Below are 22,788 nucleotides of genomic sequence, written 5' to 3' on the forward strand. Positions count from 1 at the left end.
ACAACGCGACCGCCGATTGACGGCCGCCGTCAATCGACGCGACCGCGCCGCGGTGACCGGCGCAGGCTGGACGCACCGGGGCCGCAGCGCAGCCCACGGCTCTCCGGCCTCACGCCCTTCCCTCTCGACGCCTGTCCGTTTCCCTCTCCCACGCCTGCCCGCCTCCACGTCCCGAGAACGTCCCCACGTCCCGAGAAGGCGATCCGCCATGAGCATCACCCAGCAGTACCTCCGCGACACCTACCGGGCCCGGCAGCGCGGCGAAGCCGGCCCGCCCGCCCCCGGCGCCCACGACTGGCAGGTCGTGCGCGAACTCCGGGACCACCGGCGGTTCCGGGCCGTGATCGCCGCCCACCCGGCCCGGGGGCGGATCCGCCGGGCCCTGGGCCGGTGGCTGAGCCGCCCGCGGCCCTAGAGGCCGTCCGCCCCGGTCACCCGGGCCACGAAGTCCGTCACCGCCGCCTTCACGTCGTCGGGCGTCCACTCCAGGCTCTCGGCCCGTACGGAGATCTCGGTGACGGCGAGTCCCGGTCCTGGGGTGCCCCAGGGGCGGCCGAAGAGCTCGGTCCCTGTCTCCTCGGTCTGCCGGACCGCCGCCTCCGTCGCGGTCTCGGCGTCGTACGGCAGCCAGACCTGGAACTCGTTGGTGTGCGGCACCTCGGGGTGGACGCGCGCCCACGGCACCCCGGCCGCCGCGAAGCCCTCCCGCAGTGCGGCGGCCACCACGCGCGCGTGGCGCACGTAGTCGGGCAGCCGGGGCAGCTCGCGCTCCAGGCCGACCAGGGCCGACAGGACGGTGGGGAACTGCTGGTAGACCGTGCCGCCGTAGCGGTGCCGCCAGGCCCTCGCTTCCTCGGTCAGTGCCCTGGGGCCGGCGAGGACGGCCCCGCCGTAGCCGCCGAGGGACTTGTAGAACGACACGTAGACGCTGTCCGCCAGGTCGGCGATCTCGTCCAGGGGGCGGCCGAGGTGGACGGTGGCCTCCCACAGGCGCGCGCCGTCGAAGTGCACCACCGCTTCGCGTTCGCGCGCCGCCTCCACGACCTCCGTGAGCTCCTCCCAGGAGGGCAGCAGGTGACCGGCGTCCCTCAGGGGCAGTTCGAGCATCAGCGCGCCGAAGGGTTCGTCGAGGTCGCGGACCTCGGCGGCGGTGGGCATCCTGGGCTCGCTCGTCACCCGGACCGGCCGCAGTCCCGACACCTGGCTGAAGGCGTTCCGCTCGTGCACCTCGGGGTGGGCGAGCGCGTGCAGGGCGACGGTCGGATTGCCGGTGCGGCCCGCCCAGCAGCGCAACGCCACCTGCTGGGCCATCGTCCCCGTCGGGAAGAAGACGGCGGCCTCCTTGCCGAGCAGTCCCGCGACCTTCTCCTCCAGAGCCTCGACGACTCCACCGCCGTAGAGGTCCGACAGCTCGTCGAGGTCGTACACGTCGGCCGCCCTCTCCAGCAGGTCCAGGCGCTCCCGGAGCGTGCGCTGATGCCCTGAGCGCGCGAGTACGCGCCGCGCGCTGCGGTGTGCGCCGATGCGTCGCTCGCGCTGTCGTGCGCGCCGTTCGTCGTCCGACTCCGGTCCGGTCCGTCCCTCGCCCTGTTCCGCGGTATCGCTCATGCCGGGGATCATCCCGGTAACCCACAGCCTGTGGACAACCGAACGCCTCTCGAACCGATCGCGTTAACATGACGAGAAATCGTCCGGTACCCGGAGCGGACTGGAACGGGAAGGCCGCCGTCGCGTGAGTACACCCCAGCAACCAGACACCAAGGACCGCCCCGCGCGGCTCACCGTCGGCGTCGTCGGCGCCGGCCGCGTGGGCCCCGCACTGGCCGCGTCCCTCGAACTGGCGGGACACCGCCCGGTGGCCGTCTCCGGAGTCTCCGACGCGTCCCGGCGGCGCGCCGCGCAGCTGCTCCCCGACGTGCCGGTCGTCACGCCCGCCGAGGTCCTGGAGCGCGCCGACCTCGTCCTGCTGACCGTTCCCGACGACGCGCTGCCCGGGCTCGTCACGGGACTCGCCGAGACCGGCGCCGTACGGCCGGGCCAGCTGCTGGTGCACACCTCCGGGCGGTACGGCACGCGGGTGCTGGACCCCGCCCTGCGCGCGGGCGCGCTTCCCCTGGCACTGCACCCGGCGATGACCTTCACCGGCACCCCCGTGGACGTGCAACGCCTGGCCGGCTGCTCCTTCGGCGTCACCGCGCCCGACGAACTGCGGCTGGCCGCCGAGGCCCTCGTCATCGAGATGGGCGGCGAACCCGAGTGGATCGCCGAGGAGAAGCGCCCGCTGTACCACGCGGCCCTCGCGCTCGGCGCCAACCACCTGGTCACCCTGGTCGCCCAGTCGATGGAACTGCTGCGCTCGGCCGGTGTCGAGGCCCCCGACCGGATGCTCGGCCCGCTGCTCGGCGCCGCCCTCGACAACGCCCTGCGCTCCGGCGACGCGGCCCTCACCGGCCCCGTCGCGCGCGGGGACGCCGGCACGGTCGCCGCGCATGTCGAGGAGCTGCGCAAGCACGCCCCGCAGACCGTCTCCGGCTATCTGGCGATGGCCCGCGCGACCGCCGACCGGGCCCTGGCCCACGGGCTGCTCAAGCCGGAGCTCGCGGAGGACCTCCTGGGGGTACTCGCAGGCGGGACACACGACAACCACGGGAGTGACGGCACCGAAGGGGACACCCCATGACGACCACCGCCCTGCTGCGCACCGCGGACGAACTGCACGCCCGCGCGCGTGCGGGCCGCCGCGCCGTCGTGATGACCATGGGCGCGCTGCACGAGGGCCACGCCACACTGATCCGCACCGCGCGCGAGATCGCCGGCCCCGACGGCGAGGTCGTCGTCACGGTCTTCGTCAACCCCCTCCAGTTCGGCGCGGGTGAGGACCTCGACCGCTACCCGCGCACCCTGGACGCCGACCTCAAGCTCGCCGAACAGTCGGGCGCGGACGCCGTGTTCGCCCCCGGAGTGGACGAGGTCTACCCGGGCGGCGAGCCCCAGGTCCGCGTCAGCGCGGGACCCATGGGGGAGCGCCTGGAGGGCGCCGCGCGCCCCGGCCACTTCGACGGCATGCTCACCGTCGTCGCCAAGCTGCTCCACCTCACCCGCCCCGACATCGCCCTGTACGGCCAGAAGGACGCCCAGCAGCTCGCCCTGATCCGGCGCATGGTGCGGGACCTGAACTTCGGCGTGGAGATCGTCGGCGTCCCGACCGTGCGCGAGGAGGACGGGCTCGCCCTGTCCAGCCGCAACCGCTACCTCTCGACCGCCGAGCGGCGCACCGCGCTCGCCCTGTCCCGCGCGCTGTTCGCGGGCCGCGACCGGCACGCGGCACAGGAGGCCCTGCGCGCGCGGGCCCGCGAGGTGCCCGCCACGCACGCGCGTGCCGAGGCACTGAGCGCCCTCGGGGAGTCCCGCGCGGCGGCCGACACACACGCCGTCGCCAAGGCGTCCCCGGGCGGCCCGGCGGCCGTCCGCGCCGCCGCCCGCCTGGCCCTCGACGAGGCCGCGCGCCTCGACCCGCCCCTGGCTCTGGACTACCTGGCCCTCGTCGACCCGTCCGACTTCACCGACATCGAGGACGGCTTCACCGGCGAGGCCGTCCTGGCCGTCGCCGCCCGGGTCGGGACGACCCGGCTGATCGACAACATCCCCCTCACCTTCGGAGCCGCCTCGTGACCAGCACAGGCATACGACTGCACGCGCCCGCGCCCGGGTGGAACATCGACGCGGACGTGGTCGTCGTCGGCTCCGGAGTCGCCGGCCTGACCGCCGCCCTGCGCTGCGAGGCCGTCGGTCTGCGGACCGTCGTCGTCACCAAGGCCCGCCTCGACGACGGCTCCACCCGCTGGGCGCAGGGCGGCATCGCCGCGGCCCTCGGCGAGGGCGACACACCCGAGCAGCACCTGGACGACACGCTGGTCGCGGGCGCGGGCCTGTGCGACGAGGAGGCCGTACGGATCCTCGTCACCGAGGGCCCCGACGCCGTACGCCGGCTGATCGAGACGGGCGCGCACTTCGACGAGTCCGAAGAGGGCCGCCTGGAACTGACCCGCGAGGGCGGCCACCACCGCCGCCGCATCGCGCACGCCGGCGGCGACGCGACCGGCGCGGAGATCTCCCGCGCGCTCGTCGAGGCGGTCCGTGCGCGCGGCCTGCGCACGATCGAGAACGCGCTGGTCCTGGACCTGCTCACGGACGCCGACGGCCGGACGGCGGGCGTCACCCTGCACGTCATGGGCGAGGGCCAGCACGACGGCGTGGGCGCCGTGCACGCCCCCGCGGTCGTCCTCGCCACCGGCGGCATGGGCCAGGTCTTCTCGGCGACCACCAACCCGTCCGTGTCCACGGGCGACGGCGTGGCGCTCGCCCTGCGCGCGGGCGCCGAGGTCTCCGACCTCGAGTTCGTCCAGTTCCACCCGACCGTGCTCTTCCTGGGCGCGGACGCCGAGGGCCAGCAGCCCCTGGTCTCCGAGGCGGTCCGCGGCGAAGGCGCCCACCTGGTGGACGCCGACGGCGTGCGCTTCATGGTCGGCCAGCACGAACTGGCCGAACTCGCGCCCCGGGACATCGTCGCCAAGGGCATCACGCGCCGTATGCAGGAGCAGGACGCCGAGCAGATGTTCCTCGACGCCCGGCACTTCGGCGCCGACATGTGGGAGCACCGCTTCCCGACCATCCTCGCCGCCTGCCGCGCCCACGGCATCGACCCGGTCCACGAGCCCATCCCGATAGCGCCGGCCGCCCACTACGCCTCCGGCGGTGTGCGCACCGACTCCCGGGGCCGCACGACCGTCCCCGGCCTGTACGCGTGCGGCGAGGTCGCCTGCACCGGCGTGCACGGCGCGAACCGGCTCGCCTCCAACTCCCTCCTGGAGGGCCTGGTCTACGCCGAGCGCATCGCCGCCGACATCGCGGCGACCCACGCGGACAACGGCCTGCACGCGCGCGTGCCCGCCCCGGTCGAGCACCCCGACCGGCCCGCGCACCCCCTGCTCGCGCCCGAGGCCCGCTTCGCGATCCAGCGGACCATGACCCGCGGCGCGGGCGTCCTGCGCTCCGCCGAGTCCCTGGCCACCGCCGCGGACGCCCTCCAGAGGCTGCACGCCGACGCCCGCGACGCCCTCGACGAGAACGGCAAGACCGCCGAGCCCGGAGTCGACACCTGGGAGGCCACCAACCTCCTGTGCGTGGCCCGCGTCCTGGTCGCCGCCGCCCGCCTGCGCGAGGAGACCCGCGGCTGCCACTGGCGCGAGGACGAGCCCGAGCGCGACGACACGGACTGGCGCCGCCACATCGTCGTACGGCTGAATCCGGACCGGACTCTCGCCGTACACACCACCGATACCGCAGACTTCCCCCCGACCCGGCAGCCCCTTCAGGAGCAGTGACAGACGTGAGCACCCCCGACCTTCCCCTCGCCTCGTCCGGCGGCTGCGGCGACGGCTGTGCCTGTGGCACGGATGCCGGTGAGGAGTACCTGGAGTGCGGGCTCGACCCCGCGCTCGCGCAGCTCTTGGCCGACGCGGGACTCGACCCCGTGGAGGTCGAGGACATCGCCAACGTGGCCATCCAGGAGGACCTCGCCCACGGCGTGGACGTGACGACCGTCGCGACCATCCCCGAGGACGCCGTCGCCACCGCCGACTTCGTCGCACGCGAGGCGGGCGTCGTGGCCGGTCTCCGGGTCGCCGAGGCCGTCGTCTCGATCGTCTGCGAGGACGAGTTCGCGGTGGAACGGCACGTCGAGGACGGCGACCGGGTGGAGGCCGGGCAGAAGCTCCTGTCGGTCACCACCCGCACCCGTGACCTCCTCACCGCCGAGCGCAGCGCGCTCAACCTGCTGTGCAGGCTGTCCGGCATCGCGACGGCCACGCGCGCGTGGGCGGACGTTCTGGAGAGCACCAAGGCACGCGTGCGGGACACCCGGAAGACGACGCCCGGACTGCGGTCGCTGGAGAAGTTCGCGGTGCGGTGCGGCGGTGGGGTCAACCACCGGATGTCGCTGTCCGACGCGGCCCTGGTGAAGGACAACCACGTGGTCGCCGCCGGCGGTGTCGCGCAGGCCTTCAAGGCCGTCCGGGAGGCCTTCCCGGACGTACCGATCGAGGTCGAGGTCGACACCCTGCACCAGCTGCGCGAGGTCCTGGACGCCGGGGCCGACCTGATCCTGCTGGACAACTTCACGCCCGGCGAGTGCGAGGAGGCGGTGGCCCTCGTCCACGGGCGCGCGGCACTGGAGGCCTCCGGGCGGCTCACCCTGGAGAACGCCAAGGCGTACGCCGACACCGGCGTCGACTACCTCGCCGTCGGGGCGCTCACCCACTCCTCGCCGATCCTCGACATCGGCCTCGACCTGCGCGCCGCGGAGTAACCGCCATGCTCCTCACGATCGACGTGGGCAACACCCACACGGTTCTGGGCCTGTTCGACGGCGAGGACATCGTCGAGCACTGGCGGATCTCGACGGACGCGCGCCGCACGGCCGACGAGCTGGCGGTGCTGTTGCAGGGCCTGATGGGCATGCACCCCCTCCTCGGGGACGAGCTCGGCGACGGCATCGACGGGATCGCGATCTGCGCGACGGTCCCCTCCGTGCTGCACGAGCTGCGCGAGGTGACCCGGCGCTACTACGGGGATGTGCCCGCGGTGCTGGTGGAGCCCGGGGTGAAGACCGGCGTGCCGATCCTGACCGACAACCCCAAGGAGGTCGGCGCCGACCGGATCATCAACGCGGTGGCCGCCGTCGAGCTGTTCGGTGGCCCTGCGATCGTCGTGGACTTCGGTACGGCCACGACGTTCGACGCGGTGTCCGCGCGCGGCGAGTACGTGGGGGGTGTCATCGCGCCGGGGATCGAGATCTCCGTCGAGGCGCTGGGCGTGCGGGGGGCGCAGCTCCGGAAGATCGAGGTGGCCCGGCCGCGGGCCGTGATCGGGAAGAACACGGTCGAGGCGATGCAGTCCGGGATCATCTACGGGTTCGCGGGGCAGGTGGACGGGGTCGTCGGGCGGATGGCCCGGGAGCTGGCCGAGGACCCGGACGAGGTGACGGTGATCGCCACGGGCGGGCTGGCGCCGATGGTCCTCGGGGAGTCGTCCGTGATCGACGAGCACGAACCGTGGCTGACGCTGGTCGGGCTGCGGCTGGTGTACGAGCGGAACGTGTCGCGGATGTGAGCGGCGGCGGGACCGGCGCGGGACTCCCGGCCGTCCCCGCGCCGGGGTGACGCCGGGTGGGTGGTGCGAGGCGCCACGCCTGGCAGGTGTGAGGCAATTGTCTGATTAGCGCGTACTGTCGCCGCATGCCCACGCCATACGGATCCCGGGGCGGCATGGCGTTCGGTGTGGAGGAGCTGCGTGTGCTCCGCCGCGCTCTCGCCCTCGCCCTGCTGCCCACGCCCGCCTCGGTCGAGGACGTCCAGGACTGCCTCCGCCTCGCCGAGTCGCTAGACGAGGCGATGCGTGAGGGGGCCCGGCTGCGTACGTTCCTGGTGGCCGACCTCGCCCGCTACCGCGCCGCCCTGCCCGGTACCGCAGCCGGCTACCTCGCGCTTCTGGAAGAGGCGCTGGGTGCCGGGTACCGGCCCGACCCGGACGACCTCGCCGCGCTGCGGGCCCTGCGGGGGAATCCCACCGCGGCGGCTCTGCTGGACCGCTGCCAGGTGCTGGCGGAACAGGACGTACGGGGCCGCCTGGCGCGCGGGGCCGCCCACCGGGCCCTGGCGTCCGCGCCGACGGTTCCGGCCTCCCGTACGCGCCTCCTGGCCCTTCCCGGGGGGCGCTGCGCGGTGGCCGAGAGCCCCGGGGAGCCGGAGAAGGAGAAGAAGCCGGCCGAGCGGCCCGCGGCTCCCGGGCCGTCGACTCCCCCCGCTCCCAAGCCGGACCGTCCCATCCCCACCCCGGGCGAGGTCTTCCCCCGCCGCAAGCCGGCCCCGCCGCCCCCGCACCAGCGGGAACTGGCCGCCGGGTAACCCGCCCCGCCCCGTCTTGTCGCCGCTGGCTACCCTGGACGTATGGACTACGTTTCCGCGCTCGTGCCCCCGGTCGTCATGGCCGTGCTCTTCATCGGCGTGATCAGGGTGATCGTGAAGACCCAGGGCGGGGCGAACAAGGCCAAGGAGGACGCGGCCGTCGACGCCGCGCTCGCGCGCGTGGAAGGCGCCCGGCAGAACTCGTCGGGCTCGGAGGCCTGACCCCGGCGGCACCTCATGGGCGTACGACTCCCGCGTTCCGGGGGTTGTACGCCCTTTTTGTTGCTGTTTGCCGAAGAAAGCGCACGTCCGCCACGTCAATACCCGGATCTCCCACTATTGTGCTGAGCTGTGCCTCGCCCATTGGGAGAACTCGAAGACGCGGTCATGACGCGGGTGTGGAAGTGGAACCGCCCGGTGACCGTTCGAGAAGTCCTGGAAGATCTGCAGCAGGAACGGTCCATCGCGTACACCACGGTGATGACCGTTCTGGACAATCTCCATCAGAAGGGCTGGGTGCGCCGTGAGGCGGAAGGCCGGGCCTATCGATATGAGGCGGTCTCCACGCGGGCCGCGTACGCCGCGGCGCTGATGAACGACGCCTGGTCGCAGAGTGACAACCCCGCCGCCGCTCTCGTCGCGTTCTTCGGGATGATGAGCGAGGAACAGCGGCAGCACCTGCGGGACGCCGTCCACATCGTTCAGGGACCGGAATCCTCCGAACCCGCCCCGGCGGCCCCCGCCGATACCCCCACGGCGAACCCCGGCTCGGCACCGGAGGCGGGCGGGCGATAGCGTCCGCTCATGTCAGCAGAGAGTCCAGCAGAGGGACGGGCGGCAAGTCCCTCGACGGAGAGTCCCGAAGTCACGGCAAAAGCCATCACCGTCCGGCGGGCCCGCACCAGCGATGTCCCGGCCGTCCGCGGTCTCCTTGACGCCTACGTCCGTGACCGCATCCTGCTCGACAAAGCGACCGTGACGCTTTACGAGGACATCCAGGAGTTCTGGGTCGCCGAGCGCGACGACAACGCCGAGCTGGTCGGCTTCGGCGCCCTGCACGTGATGTGGGAAGACCTCGCGGAAGTCCGCACTCTCGCCGTGAAGCCGGGGCTGAAGGGCGCCGGCGTCGGTCATCACTTGCTGGAGAAGTTGCTCCAGACCGCCCGCTGGCTCGGCGTTCGCCGGGTTTTCTGTCTGACCTTCGAAGTCGACTTCTTCGCCAAGCACGGGTTCGTCGAGATCGGTGAGACACCGGTTGACACCGATGTCTACGCGGAGCTACTGCGTTCCTATGACGAAGGCGTGGCGGAGTTCCTCGGTCTCGAACGAGTGAAACCGAACACCTTGGGCAACAGTCGGATGCTTCTGCATCTGTGATCGCCGAGACGCGACAAGGGGCGACAAGGGTCCGCAAGGGGAGGCCTATTCCGGGGCGGCCCGCCCTGCCCAGGTTCCCTATGTCCGAAACGCGCACGTTTCCGGACTCTGGGAGTCGGCCAGTCCCTCCCAGGGGTTTGTGTTTTTCCGGCAAAAGCGGTTTGCTTTCCGACGTACTGCAGTACTGCATATAACAAGGGGACGGCGAAACGGGGACGCCGCAGACCCCGGCCCTCGAGTTATGGATGAAAGGAAATCCGGTGGCACAGAAGGTTCAGGTCCTTCTTGTCGATGACATCGACGGCGGCGAGGCGGACGAGACCGTCACGTTCGCGTTGGACGGCAAGACGTACGAGATCGATCTCACGACCGCCAATGCGGACAAGCTGCGCGGCCTTCTTGAGCCTTACGTGAAGGGCGGTCGTCGCACCGGAGGCCGTGCTTCGGGTGGGCGTGGAAAGGCGCGTGCCGCTTCCGGCAGCAGCCAGGACACCGCGCAGATCCGCGCGTGGGCGAAGGAGAACGGTTACGAGGTCAATGACCGCGGCCGTGTTCCGGCGACCATTCGCGAGGCTTACGAGAAGGCCAACGGCTGATCGCGGGATCCGGTCGGTCGATCACGGTGCCCGGCTCAGTGCCGGGTCCGGGAGATCATCGGTGGCTGGGCGCTCGTGCGCCGCAGCCGCAGACGGTGGCAGTGCGTCGCCACCGTGTTCAGCACGCGTACGAGCTCGGGGGCGCTCCCATCGCCCCCCACGGCCGACAGCGTCGGCAGCGAGGCCTCGACCTCGTACCCAGGCTCGGGGGGCCGCAGCCACACGGCGGCCCCCTGCACGGTTCCTGAGCGGCCCGGAGGAAGCGGCCGCACGCCGAGCGGTTCCGGCACCGGTTCCGGGTTCGGCCCCGGCAGCGGTGCCTCCATGGTGCCGCCCTCGCCGATCGTCCTGAGGCCGAGCGGCAGCGTCCCCCACTCCAGCCAGTCCAGGATTCCCGGTACCTCCTGCGCGCCGCCCGCGGCCACGAGCAGTCGCACACGGTCGCCCCGCAGGGCCACCGGAGAGCCCGGTGCCAGGTGCCGCAGCGCCGCCCGGCCCGCCTCGGCCGGCACGTCCAGGACGTCGAAGCGCAGGCCCACGCGAAGCCGGAGCGGCGTTCCCGGTGATCCGGGCACTGTCTCCCAGCCGAGTTCGTTCTCGTACCAGTGGCGGACCCGATCGTCGGCCTCCTGGTGGTCCTGGTGTTCGAGCGGGCGGCGGGGGAGCGGGACCGAGGCGACACCTGCGACGACCGGGGGGAGGGCTCCAGACATGCCAAGTGCAACAGCCGAAGCGGCGTCCGAGTTACGCTGGGTGTTCTCACGAATGCGCACAGTGTCGAACAAGGGGACGTGCGGGGGTGTGGGGCGGTGCAAGGTTGTTCGCCCATAGCGGAGGGAACGGGGGCGCGCGGCATGGAGTGTCCGTCCCAGCGGGTAAGACATCCCTAGTGGGAGGGGGCGACACGCAGGACAGGACGTCTCACGTTCGCCATCGGCGTACTGATGGTGAGGGTAACTGCCTGGCCTGCGGGAACATCGTCTCGCACCATCGGGTTGGAGCAGATGTCGGCGTCACGGGTCAGGAGGCCATCGACGGTGTCGGCAGTTGGAATGAGCGGTCCCCGCTTGCGGGACTAAGCTGCGGAAGGACAGGGAGGGGAAGTTCCCCCCACTGCCTGACCGCTCTGAGGAGCGATTAACGATGTTCGAGAGGTTCACCGACCGCGCGCGGCGGGTTGTCGTCCTGGCTCAGGAAGAAGCCCGGATGCTCAACCACAACTACATCGGCACCGAGCACATCCTCCTGGGCCTGATCCACGAGGGTGAGGGTGTCGCCGCCAAGGCCCTTGAGAGCCTCGGGATTTCGCTCGAGGCGGTCCGCCAGCAGGTGGAGGAGATCATCGGGCAGGGGCAGCAGGCCCCGTCCGGGCACATCCCCTTCACCCCCCGTGCCAAGAAGGTCCTGGAGCTGTCGCTCCGAGAGGCTCTTCAGCTGGGCCACAACTACATCGGCACGGAGCACATCCTGCTCGGCCTGATCCGTGAGGGCGAGGGCGTCGCCGCCCAGGTCCTGGTCAAGCTGGGCGCAGATCTCAACCGGGTGCGGCAGCAGGTCATCCAGCTGCTCTCCGGCTACCAGGGCAAGGAGACCGCCACCGCCGGCGGGCCTGCCGAGGGCACCCCCTCGACGTCCCTGGTCCTCGACCAGTTCGGCCGGAACCTCACCCAGGCCGCTCGGGAGTCCAAGCTCGACCCGGTCATCGGGCGCGAGAAGGAGATCGAGCGGGTCATGCAGGTGCTGTCCCGCCGTACCAAGAACAACCCGGTCCTGATCGGTGAGCCCGGCGTCGGCAAGACCGCCGTCGTCGAGGGTCTCGCCCAGGCCATCGTCAAGGGTGAGGTGCCCGAGACCCTCAAGGACAAGCACCTCTACACCCTGGACCTCGGCGCGCTGGTCGCCGGCTCCCGCTACCGCGGTGACTTCGAGGAGCGCCTGAAGAAGGTCCTCAAGGAGATCCGCACCCGCGGCGACATCATCCTGTTCATCGACGAGCTGCACACGCTGGTCGGTGCGGGTGCCGCCGAGGGCGCCATCGACGCCGCTTCGATCCTGAAGCCGATGCTGGCCCGTGGTGAGCTCCAGACCATCGGTGCCACCACGCTGGACGAGTACCGCAAGCACCTGGAGAAGGACGCGGCTCTCGAGCGCCGCTTCCAGCCCATCCAGGTCGCGGAGCCGTCGCTGCCGCACACGATCGAGATCCTCAAGGGTCTGCGCGACCGGTACGAGGCGCACCACCGGGTCTCCATCACGGACGAGGCGCTGGTCCAGGCCGCCACCCTGGCCGACCGGTACATCTCGGACCGCTTCCTGCCGGACAAGGCGATCGACCTGATCGACGAGGCCGGTTCCCGGATGCGGATCCGCCGGATGACCGCGCCGCCGGACCTGCGCGAGTTCGACGAGAAGATCGCCGGTGTCCGCCGGGACAAGGAGTCCGCGATCGACTCGCAGGACTTCGAGAAGGCCGCCTCCCTGCGCGACAAGGAGAAGCAGCTCCTGGCCGCCAAGGCCAAGCGGGAGAAGGAGTGGAAGGCCGGCGACATGGACGTCGTCGCCGAGGTCGACGGCGAGCTGATCGCCGAGGTCCTCGCGACCGCCACCGGCATCCCGGTCTTCAAGCTGACCGAGGAGGAGTCCTCGCGTCTGCTGCGCATGGAGGACGAGCTCCACAAGCGGGTCATCGGCCAGGTCGACGCCGTCAAGGCGCTGTCCAAGGCGATCCGCCGTACGCGTGCCGGTCTCAAGGACCCGAAGCGTCCCGGTGGTTCGTTCATCTTCGCCGGCCCGTCCGGTGTCGGTAAGACCGAGCTGTCCAAGGCCCTCGCCGAGTTCCTCTTCGGTGACGAGGACGCGCTGATCTCCCTCGACATGTCGGAGTTCAGCGAGAAGCACACGGTCTCGCGTCTCTTCGGTTCGCCCCCCGGCTACGTGGGCTACGAAGAGGGCGGCCAGCTGACGGAGAAGGTGCGGCGCAAGCCGTTCTCGGTGGTCCTCTTCGACGAGGTCGAGAAGGCCCACCCGGACATCTTCAACTCGCTGCTCCAGATCCTGGAGGACGGTCGCCTGACCGACTCCCAGGGCCGGGTCGTGGACTTCAAGAACACGGTCATCATCATGACGACCAACCTCGGCACCCGGGACATCTCCAAGGGCTTCAACCTGGGCTTCGCGGCCTCGGGTGACAAGAAGACCAACTACGAGCGCATGAAGAACAAGGTCTCGGACGAGCTCAAGCAGCACTTCCGGCCCGAGTTCCTCAACCGTGTCGACGACGTGGTCGTCTTCCCGCAGCTGACCCAGGACGACATCCTCAAGATCGTCGACCTGATGGTGGGCAAGGTGGACGAGCGCCTCAAGGACCGGGACATGGGCATCGAGCTCTCCCAGTCCGCCAAGGAGCTGCTCTCCAAGAAGGGTTACGACCCGGTGCTGGGTGCGCGTCCGCTGCGTCGCACCATCCAGCGCGAGGTCGAGGACACCCTCTCGGAGAAGATCCTCTTCGGCGAGCTGCGTCCGGGCCACATCGTGGTCGTGGACACCGAGGGCGAGGGCGAGACCCAGACCTTCACCTTCCGGGGTGAGGAGAAGGCGGCGCTGCCCGACGTCCCGCCGATCGAGCAGGCGGCCGGCGGTGCCGGGCCGAACCTGAGCAAGGAGGCGTGACCTCCGGGTCCGTCCAGTAGGGGCCGTCCACCGGGATTCCGGTGGGCGGCCCCTACGCCGTTTGAAGCGGCGAGATCTACTCCGGCCGTATGGCTCGCCCGTTGACGACGATCGACAGCCCCGTGTGTTGGCGCAGCGGGGTCAGGTCCAGGCGGCTCTCCTCCGCGTACTCCAGCGCGAGGTGGGTGAGACGGGGGAACACGCGTGCGAGATCCCGGGTGGAACCGCCCCGGCTCACGTCCCGCAGCGTCAGGCTGCGGATCGTCGGCAGGGGTTCGAGTTCCCGGGGCCTGCGTGGCAGCAGCCCGTCCTCCTTGTCGACGGCCGGGGGCACCACCTGGCGCGGCAGGCGCAGTGAGGTGATGGAGAACTCCAGAGCGCTGAGCGAGGGGGCCCGGGAGGCCGCCAGCAGCAGGGAGTGCGCGTGGCAGTCGCCGCGTACGACGAGCTCGCGCAGCGCGGGCCACTGGGACAGGTCGTTGATCATCATCTTGGCCGGGCTGCTCAGCCGGAGCCGCTCGACGGTCGGGTGTCCCGGCGGCAGCGGGATGCTGCTGTCGAGCAGTGTTCCGTCCAGGGACAGGTCGGTCAGCCGGTCGAGCCGCTGGAGGGAGCCCAGTGCGGACTTCTCGATCTCGTTGAGCTCCAGGCGGAGCGAGGTGAGGGGCAGACCTTCGAGCGCCGTGAAGCTCCGGACCCTGGGGCAGACGCTGAGCGACAGGGACGTCAGCCCGGCCAGGCCACGGACGAAGGACAGGTCGCCGAGCAGGGAGTTGTCGAGCACGGTCAGCTCGCGGATTCCCTGCTCCGGCAGCAGCTTCGCCAGATCCGTGCCACTGATCGCCATGTCGGTCATCACGTGTCCGACCGGACCGCAGTGCCGGAGCGCGGCGGCCTCGGCCCGGTTGACCACGACGACCTGGGCGTCCTCCAGCGGCACATGGGCGAGGACCTCACGGGCGTACTCCTCCACCGGATGGCGGTGCCAGGCGGTGACGAGGACCTCGCGGACGCCGGGGGAGCAGTGCGGGGCGAAGCGCCGCAGCAGCGGCAGGGAGGCGGAACCGCCGATGTCCCGGACGACCTGGACGACCGCCTTGGCCTCCTGGTCGCTCAGCTCGGCCGGGTCGGGCACCAGCGGGAAGACGTACGGGCCGAGGGAGGTCAGCTTGGCGGCGGCGGTGCCGTCGGCCGGGGGGATCAGCGCGCGGACGCGGTCGGCGATCTGCTCGCGCACCTCGTCGTCCAGCACCACCGCGCCCAGCGCGCAGCGGGCGGCCAGGACGTGGATGTCGCCGCGGGTGCGGAGGTCCTCGGCCTGGTCGCCCTTCTCGATCAGTCCTTCGATCAGCCGGCGGACCTCGCCCCGGTGGCAGTGGCCCACCGCCAGCAGCACGATGTCCTGCCACTCCTCGTCGGCGGCGTGCCGGAGCAGTTCGCCCAGGCCGTCGCTCTCCTGGAGTTCCTTCGCCGCCAGATAGTCCTGGAAGGTGCGGTGGATGAACTGGATGACCCGCTCGTTGCGTTCCTGGAGCAGTCCGCTGCGGTTGAGCAGATGCGTCAGTACGGCCTCGGGGGAGCCCTGCTGCCGTACCTGGGGCATGCCCCGCATGGCGAGTTCGATCTGGTGGCGGCCCTGGGCGTGGCTGAACTCGGCGTATCCGCCGCGGGCCAGCCAGGCCGCGATCCGCTGGAGCAGCTGCTGATGCTCCTCGACACCGAGGACGATGCCCTCCGGAGCCTCGACCCGGCGCAGGGTGTCGCGGCTGCCCAGCAGCATGGTGAGCGCCGCGTTGTACAGCGACCAGCGGGTCTCCGGCAGGAAACCGCGGCGGCGCCGGTGCAGCGCGCAGACCACGGCGGCCAGCAGCGGGGTCCGGGAGAGCCGCAGCAGGGCCGGGTTGCGGGCCAGCTCCCGTTCCAGGGCGCGCTCCAGGGCGTGCAGGTTCTTCTCCTCGGCGGCGGCCCGGTGGGCGTCGCGGAAGTCCTTGCACTCCAGGCGGGCGGCGGCGTGCCAGGCCCGGGAGAAGGCGAGGACGTCCTCGTCCCGCATGGGCAGCAGCCGTAGCTCCTCGAAGCCCTCGGAGCCGAGCCAGTCGGCGGCCACCGCCAGCGGGCGCACGGTCACCAGGCAGCGGTTGTGCGGATACATCGCCAGCAGGTCGCCGAGGCGGCGACGGGCCTCCGTACGTTCCGCGGGCGGCACCTCGTCCATGCCGTCGACCAGGAGCAGGGCCCGGCCGGACTCCAGGACGCGGCGGGCCCAGCCGTCGGGGACGCGGTCGATCTGTAACTCGGCGACGGTGGCCAGCTCGTGCGGGGCGGGGAAGGCCATGCCCCGCGCCAGCAGGCTGCGCATGGGGATGACGAAGGGCACCAGGCCGTTGAGCTCGGCGAGTTCGTGGTCGAGCGCCCCGCAGGCGGCGTGCGAGGCGAGCCACCACACCAGGGTGGTCTTGCCCGCGCCCGCCTCGCCGCGCAGCAGGGTCCGGGGGCGGTCGGCGAGCAGTTCGTTGATCCGGCGGGGCATGGAGACGTTCTTGGAGACGGGGTCGTGCTCGCGTGGTGCCGAGGCCGAGATGGCCTCCAGGCTCAGATACGCGGTGTCGAGATCCCAGTTGGTCTCGGTGGTGCCGAGTTCGTCGATCCCGAATATCTCGATCTTGCGGTAGCGGGTCTTCAGGGCGCGCGCGTAGTGCCGCTCGAACTGCTCGTCCTGGAGGTGGCAGCCGGGCAGCACCGCTTCCAGTACGGGCGGCACATGGCCGGACTCGGCTCCCATCACATGGTGGGGGAACCCGGGTGCTTCGAGAATGCGTTGCACGGGGACCGCCTCGACCCGCCGGTGATCGCGTCCCGCGGGCACCTCGGTCACTACGCCGATCAGGACGGCACCGGCGAAGACCGGGGCGCCGGACAGCCCGGCGAACGGCGACGCCCCGTGCTTCGGGGCGGCCACCGGGGCCCTGTCGAACTCGCAGACCAGCAGGGAACGGATCCGCCCGGCCATCGGCAGCACGGTGCCGGTGAGCTGGTCGTACTCCAAGTGCTCGTCGGGGCCGAAGCGTTGGACGGCGGGAAAGCCGACGATCTGGCAGCCGGGCAGGGGGTCGGCCGCGTCGAGGACGCCCCAGCGGAGTCGGGACAGCGCCCACCGCTCGGGGTCGACGAGCTCCTCGCCGGTGAGCAGGAGAGCCACGTCGTTCTCCTCGTCCTGCCACACCGCCCTGCTGGGCAGGGGCTGTTCGCTCTCGGGGTGGACCGTGCGGATCCACTCGCGGTTGCGCAGCACATGGGCGCTGGTCAGCACGAGCCTCGGGGTCAGCATGACGCCGCTGCCCTGGGCGCCGGCCAGTACCACCACCGACCGGTCGACGGCCGAGCGCAGCATCACGATCCCGTGGTCGTGACACGGCCGGACGCGCTCATGGGTTCCCCCTCGGTCGACGGGTCGGCCGGGGTCCACGGCCGCGAGGCCCGCAACGCGGCGTGGGGCCGGTTCCCGAAGGTACCGGCCCCACGCGGGGTGTGCCTGCCGTCCGGCCGAAGCCGGGCCGGGCGTCGGATCAGGACAACTGCCCGTCGTAGTCGGGGAGCTTGTACGTCCTCTCGGCGTGGCCGCCCGACAGGTCGGTGGCGCTGTTGCCGATGTTCGCGATGATCGTGTAGCCCTTCGACTCGATGGCGACGCGCTGGGCGGTCTTGTACGCGGCGACGTCCTTGAAGAGGTCGGAGAAGCTGCGCACGTGGAGGCCGGCGACCCGGTAGCCGACCTGCTTGAGGTTGTAGTCGGTCACCGAGGCGATGATGCCCGGGCGGGCGGTCACGAAGTACACGGCGACACCGTGGTCCTGGGCGTACCGGGCGACGTTCAGGACCGGCTTGTTGGCCGGCTGCGGGTAGCTGAAGCCGAAGTCGGTCTCCAGGGCGGTGTTGTCGATGTCGAGGACGATCGCCTGCTTCTCACCGGGCCTGGTGGCGGCGATGCGCTGCTTCAGGTACGGCAGGGCCTGGTCCATGACGGCCTGGCAGTCCTTCTGCCAGGTGGTGTGGTCGACGTCCTCGGCAGCCGCTGCGGCCGTGGCGGTCGTGGAGGTGCTCGTGATCGTCGTCGCGGCCTCGGCGGGGACGGCCAGCGCCACGAGGGCGGCGGCGGAGACGGCGGTGACGGCTGCGCGGCGCGCCCAAGGGCGTCCTGTGGTCATCTGTGGGGGTTCCTCTCACGTCCGTGCACGCTGAAGTTGTCGCGTGCATGCTTGTTGGTGAGGGTGGCGCGAGGGGAACCGTAGGGTTACTGGACGGTAAGTGGCTAGAGGCGTGCGTCACACAGAGCGGTGGACTCTGGCGATGGTGGGGGTGACGGGGAGGGCCGCGAGGAGGGGATCGGGGAGTTCCGCGGTGTCCGGCGCGGCGACGATCATGATCTTGCGCAGGCCGGGGAACAGCTCCGGGATCCGGGAGAAGTCCTCGATGCCGTGGACGTTGTTGAGGCGGAGGGTGGTGACGCCGGGCAGCGGCGGACCGTGCCAGCCGAGGTGGTCCCAGTTGATGTGCAGGTGCTCGAGTGCGGGAAGCCGGGCGATCTCCTCGTAGTCCTCGGTGGTGAGGGCCATGCCGAGGAGGGTGGCCAGGCTCAGCTGTTTCAGCGTGCGGAACCGGTGCAGCCCGCGCAGCCCGGTGGTCGCGAGCGCGTTCTTGGTGAAGCGCAGATAGCGCAGGGGCAGATCGACGGGGAGGGCCTCGTCGAGGGACTCGGCCATCAGGGGCACTCCGATGTCCAGATCGCTCAGGGTCGCCGACCCGGACAGCGTGTGGAAGGCGCCCGGCCGCTGCAGACCGCCCATGAGATCCAGCGACAGCCAGGAGAGGGGAAGGCCGGCCAGAGGCGACAGGTCGTCCACGTACTGGCACATGCTGATGTCCAGGTAGTGGAGCCGGTGCAGGGACGTGAGGAAGGCCAGATCCCGCACCCTGAGGTTGTCGCGGACGGTGAGCTCGGTCACCCGGCCGGGGTTGACGGGATCGACGATGTCGGCCGGGTCGATGTCCCCGACGAGCTGGAGGCCGCTCCTGCCGCCCAACTCGCGCAGCATCCGCAGGTGTTCCCCGGAGTGCGCGGTGAAGAACAGGCCCTCCTCCCGCAGATGGGCAATGACCTCCTCGCCGTACCGCCGCGTCCCGAACCGGTGCCAGGACCACGCGAGTTGGGCCCGCACCCCGAGGGCCGGATGCGAACGGAACCGCGCCAGCACCGGCACCGCCGCCTCCGTACCGATCAGGGACCCCGTGACGACGACCGCCCGCGCCTCCTCGTCGGTCAGCCCCTCCGGACCCGGCAGCAGCTCCAGGGCGAGCGGGCCGACGGAGGCGAGGGCGCGGGCCTCCTCCGTGGTCCGGGGCGGGATGAGGGCGGCCGCGTTCTGCTCCACCAAGGCCCTGACGGCCGGGTCCAGTTGCGTGGCGTGCTCCAGTGACGCCAGCGCCAGGAGCCGTACCCGGGTGGCGGCGGGGCCGTCCAGGTGCCGGGCGGAGTCGATCAGATCCCGGAGGAGCCCGGCCCGTTCCCGCGGACGTGCGTGCGCCATGGCCATCCGGACCACGTCCGCCCACTGCTCGTCGACGGCACCCCGGACGAGCAGTCCGAAGTCGCCGTCCTCCACCGCGGCCTTCGCGCCCAGATAGTCCTGGAAGGTGCGGTGCACGAACTCGACGGTGCCGACCGTGGGTTCACGCAGCAGCCCGCTGCGGACGAGGAGGTGCCGCAGGACGGCCGTGGCGTCGCCCTGCCCCGCCACGGCCGGCAGGGACGGCAGGACGTCGGCGACGATGCGCTCGGCGCGCTCGCGGTCCATCTCCGACTGGTTGTTGCGGATCAGCCAGTACGCCAGGCGCTGGAGGAGCTGGATCTGGGGGAGCTCGGTGAGACGGATCCCGTCCCGCTCCGGAAGCATGTCCCGCTCCTCGTCGCGGCGCGCGAGCAGCATCGACAGGGCGGCGTCGTACAACTCCTGCCTGCCGTGCGGGAGATAGCCGCGCCGGTCGCGGTGCAGGGCGCAGAGCAGGCCGCACATCAGCGGGTTGGTGGCGAGCCGGCCGAGGTCGGGCTTGGTCCGGACGGCGTCGAGGAGACCGCGCTCGTAGTCGTCGAGGCGCTCCAGCTCGGCCTCCGGCGCGCCCGCGCGGGCCGCCGCGTGCCAGCGGGCGACGAACGCGGCCACGTCGCCCTGGCCCATCGGCGTCAGCGCCAGCTCGGTGAAGCCGTCGGGGGTCAGCCAGTCCTCCCGTACGGCCGAGGGGCGGGAGGTGACCAGCCACTGGTTGCCGGGATAGACGTCCAGCAGATCGCGCAGCCAGCGCCGGGTGCGCTCGCGGTCCCGTTCCGGGATCTCGTCGATGCCGTCGATCAGGAGCAGCCCGCGGCGGGCGGTGAGCACGCGGTCCGCCCAGCCGGCGGGCTGGTTGGCGTGGAAGGGCACGTGTACGGCGGTCAGGAAGGCGTCGGGGGCCGGGAAGCCGTCGGCGCGGCGGGCGAGGGTGCGCAGCGGCAGGACGAAGGGGACGCGGTCGCCGCGCTCGCCCCTGGCCGCGGTCACCGCGAGCCACTGCACGAGGGTCGTCTTGCCGGAGCCGGCCACGCCCCGCAGCAGCACCCGGTCGTGCTCGGCGAGGGCCTGTTCGGCCGGGAGCGTGGTGGCGGCGGTGGCGATGTGCGCCCCGTCCGGGCCCGCCGCGTGATCGCCCTCGGCGTCGGGGCCCAGCGCCTGGAGGCTGAGGTAGGCGGCGTCCAGGGGCCAGTGGGCGCGGGTGTTGACCAGGTCGATGCCGTAGATCGTGAGATGGCTGTGCTTGGTGGTGACGTAGGCCAGGTAGCGCTGCTCGAAGGCGGGGTCCGTGCCGCCGGTCGGCGGGGTGCGCGCGATCAACTCGTCGACCTTGGCGATCAGTTCGCTCTGCCTGCGGGTCTGCTCGACAAGCGTGCGGGCGACGAAGGTGGACCGCTGCGTGAAGAAGTGCAGGATGTGCAGACAGGCCAGGTCCAGCAGCCTGCCGTAGAACAGGCTCGCGTCGAAGGAGAGGTGCCGGGCCGGATCGCCGCTCGCGTTGCGGAGGGCGGCGGCGAGGAGTTCGTGGCCGAGTTCGACCGCCTGGACGTCCGTCATGGTGAGGTCGCCGAGGGCGTGCAGGGTGTCGGCGAGGGCGTGGACGACGGCCGGTTCCTCGTCCGTGGGGACGGAGCGCTCGCCGGTCTCCAGGGCCTGCCCGACGACGGCCGCGGAGAGTTTCTCCAGCGCCGGTCTGTCGAGGGTGCGCTTCTCGCCCCTGAACGAGACGAAGCCGGATATGCGGACCGGCCTGTCCACCAGCCCTGCGCCGGACGTCTCGGTGACGAACAGCTTCTTCACCAGCGGACCCACCACGCTCGACGCGAGCCTGGTGCCGATGACCGTCGGATCCACGTGGCCTCCCCCTGAGCCTCTGTGCCGGGCAGCAGCGTAGTGGCCGTCACATTCGGCGGTGTTCGATCTTGACGTTCGGTGACATGCCGCACAGGCGATTTGTCCGTTACTACGGGGAATAGTGGAAGCGGCGGGTGTGGAGCGAAAGGTGCATAAGCAGAACTAAGAGGGGTGTTTCGCCTATAAGTACTAGCTTTCGTCGTAGATCACGTTTTTGGGGGTGGGTGGGGTCAGCGGTTACCAAGGGGTGGTCCATCCGGCGGGTGCCTGACGCGGGGTGGTCTTTCTGTCCCCGTCCCCATGAGGTTCTCGATGACCCCGCGCGTCCCGTTCCGCTCTTCCCGTACGTCCCTCCTCCGTGCCCGTGCGACTGTCCTGGCCGTCGGTCTGGGGGCGTCGGTCGTACTGGGGGCCGGGGGTGCGGTGGCCGCCGACGCCACCTCCGCGACCACCGCCTCCAGTGCGGCCGGTGCCGCCAGTGCCGTCCAGGCGCAGGCCGCCGCGCAGGCGAAGGCGGCCGCCGCGAAGAAGACCGCCGCCAAGAAGGCCGATGCCGTCAAGAAGGCGAAGGCCGCGAGGAAGGCCCGGGCTACCAGGGCCGGCGCGGCGCGGAAGGCCTCCTGGGTCGACCCGGTGAAGCAGTACACGCTGTCCGCGAGCTTCGCCCAGTCCGGCGGCATGTGGCAGTCCACCCACAGCGGCCAGGACTTCGCCGTCTCCAGCGGCACCCGCGTGGTGGCCGCGCACGGCGGCACCGTGGCCAAGGCCGGTTCCAACGGTGCCGGTGACGGCCCCGCCTACGGCAACGCCGTCGTCATCAAGCACGGCAACGGCACGTACTCGCAGTACGCGCACCTGTCCCGCGTCGACGTCAAGGTCGGCCAGATCGTCCGGACCGGCCAGCGCATCGCCCTGTCCGGCAACACCGGCAACTCCAGCGGCCCCCACCTGCACTTCGAGATCCGTACGTCCGCGAACTACGGCTCGGCCATCGACCCGGTGGCGTTCCTGCGGGGCAAAGGCGTCACCCTCTGAGGCGGGGCCTTCGCAGCAGGCCTAGGAGGATTCCTTGGCCCGCCGGCTCCCTTCGTGGGCCCGGGTGACGAGGTCCGCCGCGACCTCCAGGACCGCCTTGCGCTTGTCCTCGGCGTCGCCGTCGAGGTCCTGGAGGAGGAACATCCCCGCGTGCAGGGTGAAGATCGCGCTGACGTAGCGGACCTGGTCGACCAGGTCCGCCTTCGGGTCGATCATGATGTCGCGCAGGCCCTGCATGCGCTCCTTGAAGGTCTCGCCGATCCGCAGTTCCCGTACCGTCGCCTGGTTCTCCTGCATGAAGCGGTACAGCGGTGCGGCGCCGGCCAGGGCCTCGCTGTATCGGCGTACGAGTTCCTGCTTCGTCTCCAGGGTGGGCGGCTGCCGGCTGCCCCAGTCGATGAGCTCGCGGATCGGCCGCGTCAGGTCCTCGAAGAGGCTGACGAGGATCTCTTCCTTCGTCTTGAAGTGGTAGTAGAGCGCCGCCTTGGTGACGTCCAGGCGCTCGGCGATCTCGCGCAACGAGGTCTTCTCGTAGCCCTGCTCCGCGAAGAGTTCGAGCGCGACGTCCTGGATGCGCTGGCGGGTGTTGCCGCGGCGCTGCTGCTTCATGCCGTCCATGGTGCCGCCCATCCTCGCGTTCCTCGGCTTTCCATAAAACTTACTTGACGCCCGGCTAGTTACGGCTCTACC

19 protein-coding genes are annotated in these 22,788 nt (G+C 71.3%); 13 read left to right on the top strand and 6 right to left on the bottom strand.

Annotated elements, in window-relative coordinates; translation table 11 throughout:
- Positions 1 to 208: 208 nt before the first annotated feature.
- On the top strand, positions 209 to 415 hold the full coding sequence (locus SLINC_RS47420) for a hypothetical protein (RefSeq protein ID WP_067437493.1): 207 nt from the start codon (positions 209 to 211) through the stop codon (positions 413 to 415).
- On the opposite strand, the gene SLINC_RS25505 is transcribed toward SLINC_RS47420, so the two are convergent.
- On the bottom strand, positions 412 to 1,608 hold the full coding sequence (locus SLINC_RS25505) for a threonine aldolase family protein (protein ID WP_067437495.1): 1,197 nt from the start codon (positions 1,606 to 1,608) through the stop codon (positions 412 to 414). The two genes, SLINC_RS47420 and SLINC_RS25505, sit on opposite strands and share 4 nt — an antisense overlap.
- Before the next feature lie 124 nt (positions 1,609 to 1,732).
- Here SLINC_RS25505 and SLINC_RS25510 point away from each other — a divergent pair, with 124 nt between their 5' ends.
- The 10 genes from SLINC_RS25510 to SLINC_RS25555 all read left to right on the top strand — a co-directional run bounded on the left by SLINC_RS25510 (position 1,733) and on the right by SLINC_RS25555 (position 9,937).
- Positions 1,733 to 2,680: a Rossmann-like and DUF2520 domain-containing protein gene (locus SLINC_RS25510; protein WP_067437496.1), complete on the top strand. Its 948-nt coding sequence runs from the start codon at positions 1,733 to 1,735 to the stop codon at positions 2,678 to 2,680.
- Positions 2,677 to 3,672, top strand: coding sequence for a pantoate--beta-alanine ligase (gene panC, locus SLINC_RS25515; protein ID WP_067437498.1), 996 nt, complete (start codon positions 2,677 to 2,679; stop codon positions 3,670 to 3,672). Before SLINC_RS25510 ends, panC begins: the two co-directional genes overlap by 4 nt.
- Entirely contained in the window at positions 3,669 to 5,384 is a 1,716-nt protein-coding gene (locus SLINC_RS25520) for an L-aspartate oxidase (RefSeq protein WP_067437500.1), read from the top strand. Before panC ends, SLINC_RS25520 begins: the two co-directional genes overlap by 4 nt.
- A 5-nt stretch (positions 5,385 to 5,389) precedes the next feature.
- Positions 5,390 to 6,367, top strand: a complete 978-nt coding sequence (gene nadC / locus SLINC_RS25525) for a carboxylating nicotinate-nucleotide diphosphorylase (RefSeq protein ID WP_067437502.1) — start codon at positions 5,390 to 5,392, stop codon at positions 6,365 to 6,367.
- 5 nt (positions 6,368 to 6,372) lie between these two features.
- On the top strand, positions 6,373 to 7,170 hold the full coding sequence (locus SLINC_RS25530; protein WP_067437503.1) for a type III pantothenate kinase: 798 nt from the start codon (positions 6,373 to 6,375) through the stop codon (positions 7,168 to 7,170).
- A 155-nt stretch (positions 7,171 to 7,325) separates the two neighbouring features.
- Entirely contained in the window at positions 7,326 to 7,964 is a 639-nt protein-coding gene (locus SLINC_RS25535) for a hypothetical protein (protein WP_067437505.1), read from the top strand.
- A gap of 42 nt (positions 7,965 to 8,006) precedes the next feature.
- Positions 8,007 to 8,186 carry a hypothetical protein gene (locus SLINC_RS25540; RefSeq protein WP_067437506.1) on the top strand — a complete coding sequence of 60 codons (180 nt, stop codon included), beginning with the start codon at positions 8,007 to 8,009 and terminating at the stop codon, positions 8,184 to 8,186.
- A gap of 141 nt (positions 8,187 to 8,327) precedes the next feature.
- Positions 8,328 to 8,759: a BlaI/MecI/CopY family transcriptional regulator gene (locus tag SLINC_RS25545; protein WP_079164724.1), complete on the top strand. Its 432-nt coding sequence runs from the start codon at positions 8,328 to 8,330 to the stop codon at positions 8,757 to 8,759.
- 9 nt (positions 8,760 to 8,768) lie between these two features.
- Positions 8,769 to 9,341: an amino-acid N-acetyltransferase gene (locus SLINC_RS25550; protein ID WP_067437510.1), complete on the top strand. Its 573-nt coding sequence runs from the start codon at positions 8,769 to 8,771 to the stop codon at positions 9,339 to 9,341.
- Between the two features lie 260 nt (positions 9,342 to 9,601).
- A complete protein-coding gene (locus SLINC_RS25555; RefSeq protein ID WP_067437511.1) occupies positions 9,602 to 9,937 on the top strand; it encodes a histone-like nucleoid-structuring protein Lsr2 in 336 nt (111 codons plus the stop codon).
- Positions 9,938 to 9,972: 35 nt separating this feature from the next.
- On the opposite strand, the gene SLINC_RS25560 is transcribed toward SLINC_RS25555, so the two are convergent.
- Positions 9,973 to 10,650 (bottom strand): SCO3374 family protein, encoded by a 678-nt coding sequence (locus SLINC_RS25560; RefSeq protein WP_067437513.1) that lies wholly within the window; start codon positions 10,648 to 10,650, stop codon positions 9,973 to 9,975.
- 430 nt (positions 10,651 to 11,080) lie between these two features.
- On the opposite strand from SLINC_RS25560, the gene SLINC_RS25565 reads away from it, so the two are divergent.
- On the top strand, positions 11,081 to 13,606 hold the full coding sequence (locus tag SLINC_RS25565) for an ATP-dependent Clp protease ATP-binding subunit (protein ID WP_067437515.1): 2,526 nt from the start codon (positions 11,081 to 11,083) through the stop codon (positions 13,604 to 13,606).
- A gap of 76 nt (positions 13,607 to 13,682) precedes the next feature.
- Here SLINC_RS25565 and SLINC_RS25570 read toward each other — a convergent pair whose 3' ends face one another.
- The 3 genes from SLINC_RS25570 to SLINC_RS25580 form a co-directional block, all read right to left on the bottom strand.
- Positions 13,683 to 16,997 (bottom strand): serine protease, encoded by a 3,315-nt coding sequence (locus tag SLINC_RS25570; protein ID WP_067437516.1) that lies wholly within the window; start codon positions 16,995 to 16,997, stop codon positions 13,683 to 13,685.
- 175 nt (positions 16,998 to 17,172) lie between these two features.
- Positions 17,173 to 17,811 carry an HAD family acid phosphatase gene (locus SLINC_RS25575; RefSeq protein WP_067437518.1) on the bottom strand — a complete coding sequence of 213 codons (639 nt, stop codon included), beginning with the start codon at positions 17,809 to 17,811 and terminating at the stop codon, positions 17,173 to 17,175.
- A 117-nt stretch (positions 17,812 to 17,928) separates the two neighbouring features.
- Positions 17,929 to 21,063 carry an NACHT domain-containing protein gene (locus tag SLINC_RS25580; protein ID WP_067437520.1) on the bottom strand — a complete coding sequence of 1,045 codons (3,135 nt, stop codon included), beginning with the start codon at positions 21,061 to 21,063 and terminating at the stop codon, positions 17,929 to 17,931.
- Positions 21,064 to 21,375: 312 nt separating this feature from the next.
- Here SLINC_RS25580 and SLINC_RS25585 point away from each other — a divergent pair, with 312 nt between their 5' ends.
- Positions 21,376 to 22,098, top strand: a complete 723-nt coding sequence (locus SLINC_RS25585) for a M23 family metallopeptidase (RefSeq protein WP_067437522.1) — start codon at positions 21,376 to 21,378, stop codon at positions 22,096 to 22,098.
- 21 nt (positions 22,099 to 22,119) lie between these two features.
- Here SLINC_RS25585 and SLINC_RS25590 read toward each other — a convergent pair whose 3' ends face one another.
- On the bottom strand, positions 22,120 to 22,728 hold the full coding sequence (locus SLINC_RS25590; RefSeq protein ID WP_067437524.1) for a TetR/AcrR family transcriptional regulator: 609 nt from the start codon (positions 22,726 to 22,728) through the stop codon (positions 22,120 to 22,122).
- Between the last annotated feature and the right edge of the window lie 60 nt (positions 22,729 to 22,788).

The sequence above is a fragment of the Streptomyces lincolnensis genome, assembly GCF_001685355.1.
GTDB lineage: Bacteria > Actinomycetota > Actinomycetes > Streptomycetales > Streptomycetaceae > Streptomyces > Streptomyces lincolnensis.

Coding starts and splice junctions, on each gene's coding strand:
- SLINC_RS25535 (WP_067437505.1), top strand. CDS start 7,326: ATGGCGTTCGGTGTGGAGGAGCTGCGTGTGCTCCGCCGCGCTCTCGCC.
- SLINC_RS25505 (WP_067437495.1), bottom strand. CDS start 1,608: ATGAGCGATACCGCGGAACAGGGCGAGGGACGGACCGGACCGGAGTCG.
- panC (WP_067437498.1), top strand. CDS start 2,677: ATGACGACCACCGCCCTGCTGCGCACCGCGGACGAACTGCACGCCCGC.
- SLINC_RS25550 (WP_067437510.1), top strand. CDS start 8,769: ATGTCAGCAGAGAGTCCAGCAGAGGGACGGGCGGCAAGTCCCTCGACG.
- SLINC_RS25560 (WP_067437513.1), bottom strand. CDS start 10,650: ATGTCTGGAGCCCTCCCCCCGGTCGTCGCAGGTGTCGCCTCGGTCCCG.
- SLINC_RS25530 (WP_067437503.1), top strand. CDS start 6,373: ATGCTCCTCACGATCGACGTGGGCAACACCCACACGGTTCTGGGCCTG.
- SLINC_RS25540 (WP_067437506.1), top strand. CDS start 8,007: ATGGACTACGTTTCCGCGCTCGTGCCCCCGGTCGTCATGGCCGTGCTC.
- SLINC_RS25570 (WP_067437516.1), bottom strand. CDS start 16,997: ATGCTGCGCTCGGCCGTCGACCGGTCGGTGGTGGTACTGGCCGGCGCC.
- SLINC_RS25565 (WP_067437515.1), top strand. CDS start 11,081: ATGTTCGAGAGGTTCACCGACCGCGCGCGGCGGGTTGTCGTCCTGGCT.
- SLINC_RS25575 (WP_067437518.1), bottom strand. CDS start 17,811: ATGACCACAGGACGCCCTTGGGCGCGCCGCGCAGCCGTCACCGCCGTC.
- SLINC_RS25585 (WP_067437522.1), top strand. CDS start 21,376: ATGACCCCGCGCGTCCCGTTCCGCTCTTCCCGTACGTCCCTCCTCCGT.
- SLINC_RS25590 (WP_067437524.1), bottom strand. CDS start 22,728: ATGGGCGGCACCATGGACGGCATGAAGCAGCAGCGCCGCGGCAACACC.
- SLINC_RS47420 (WP_067437493.1), top strand. CDS start 209: ATGAGCATCACCCAGCAGTACCTCCGCGACACCTACCGGGCCCGGCAG.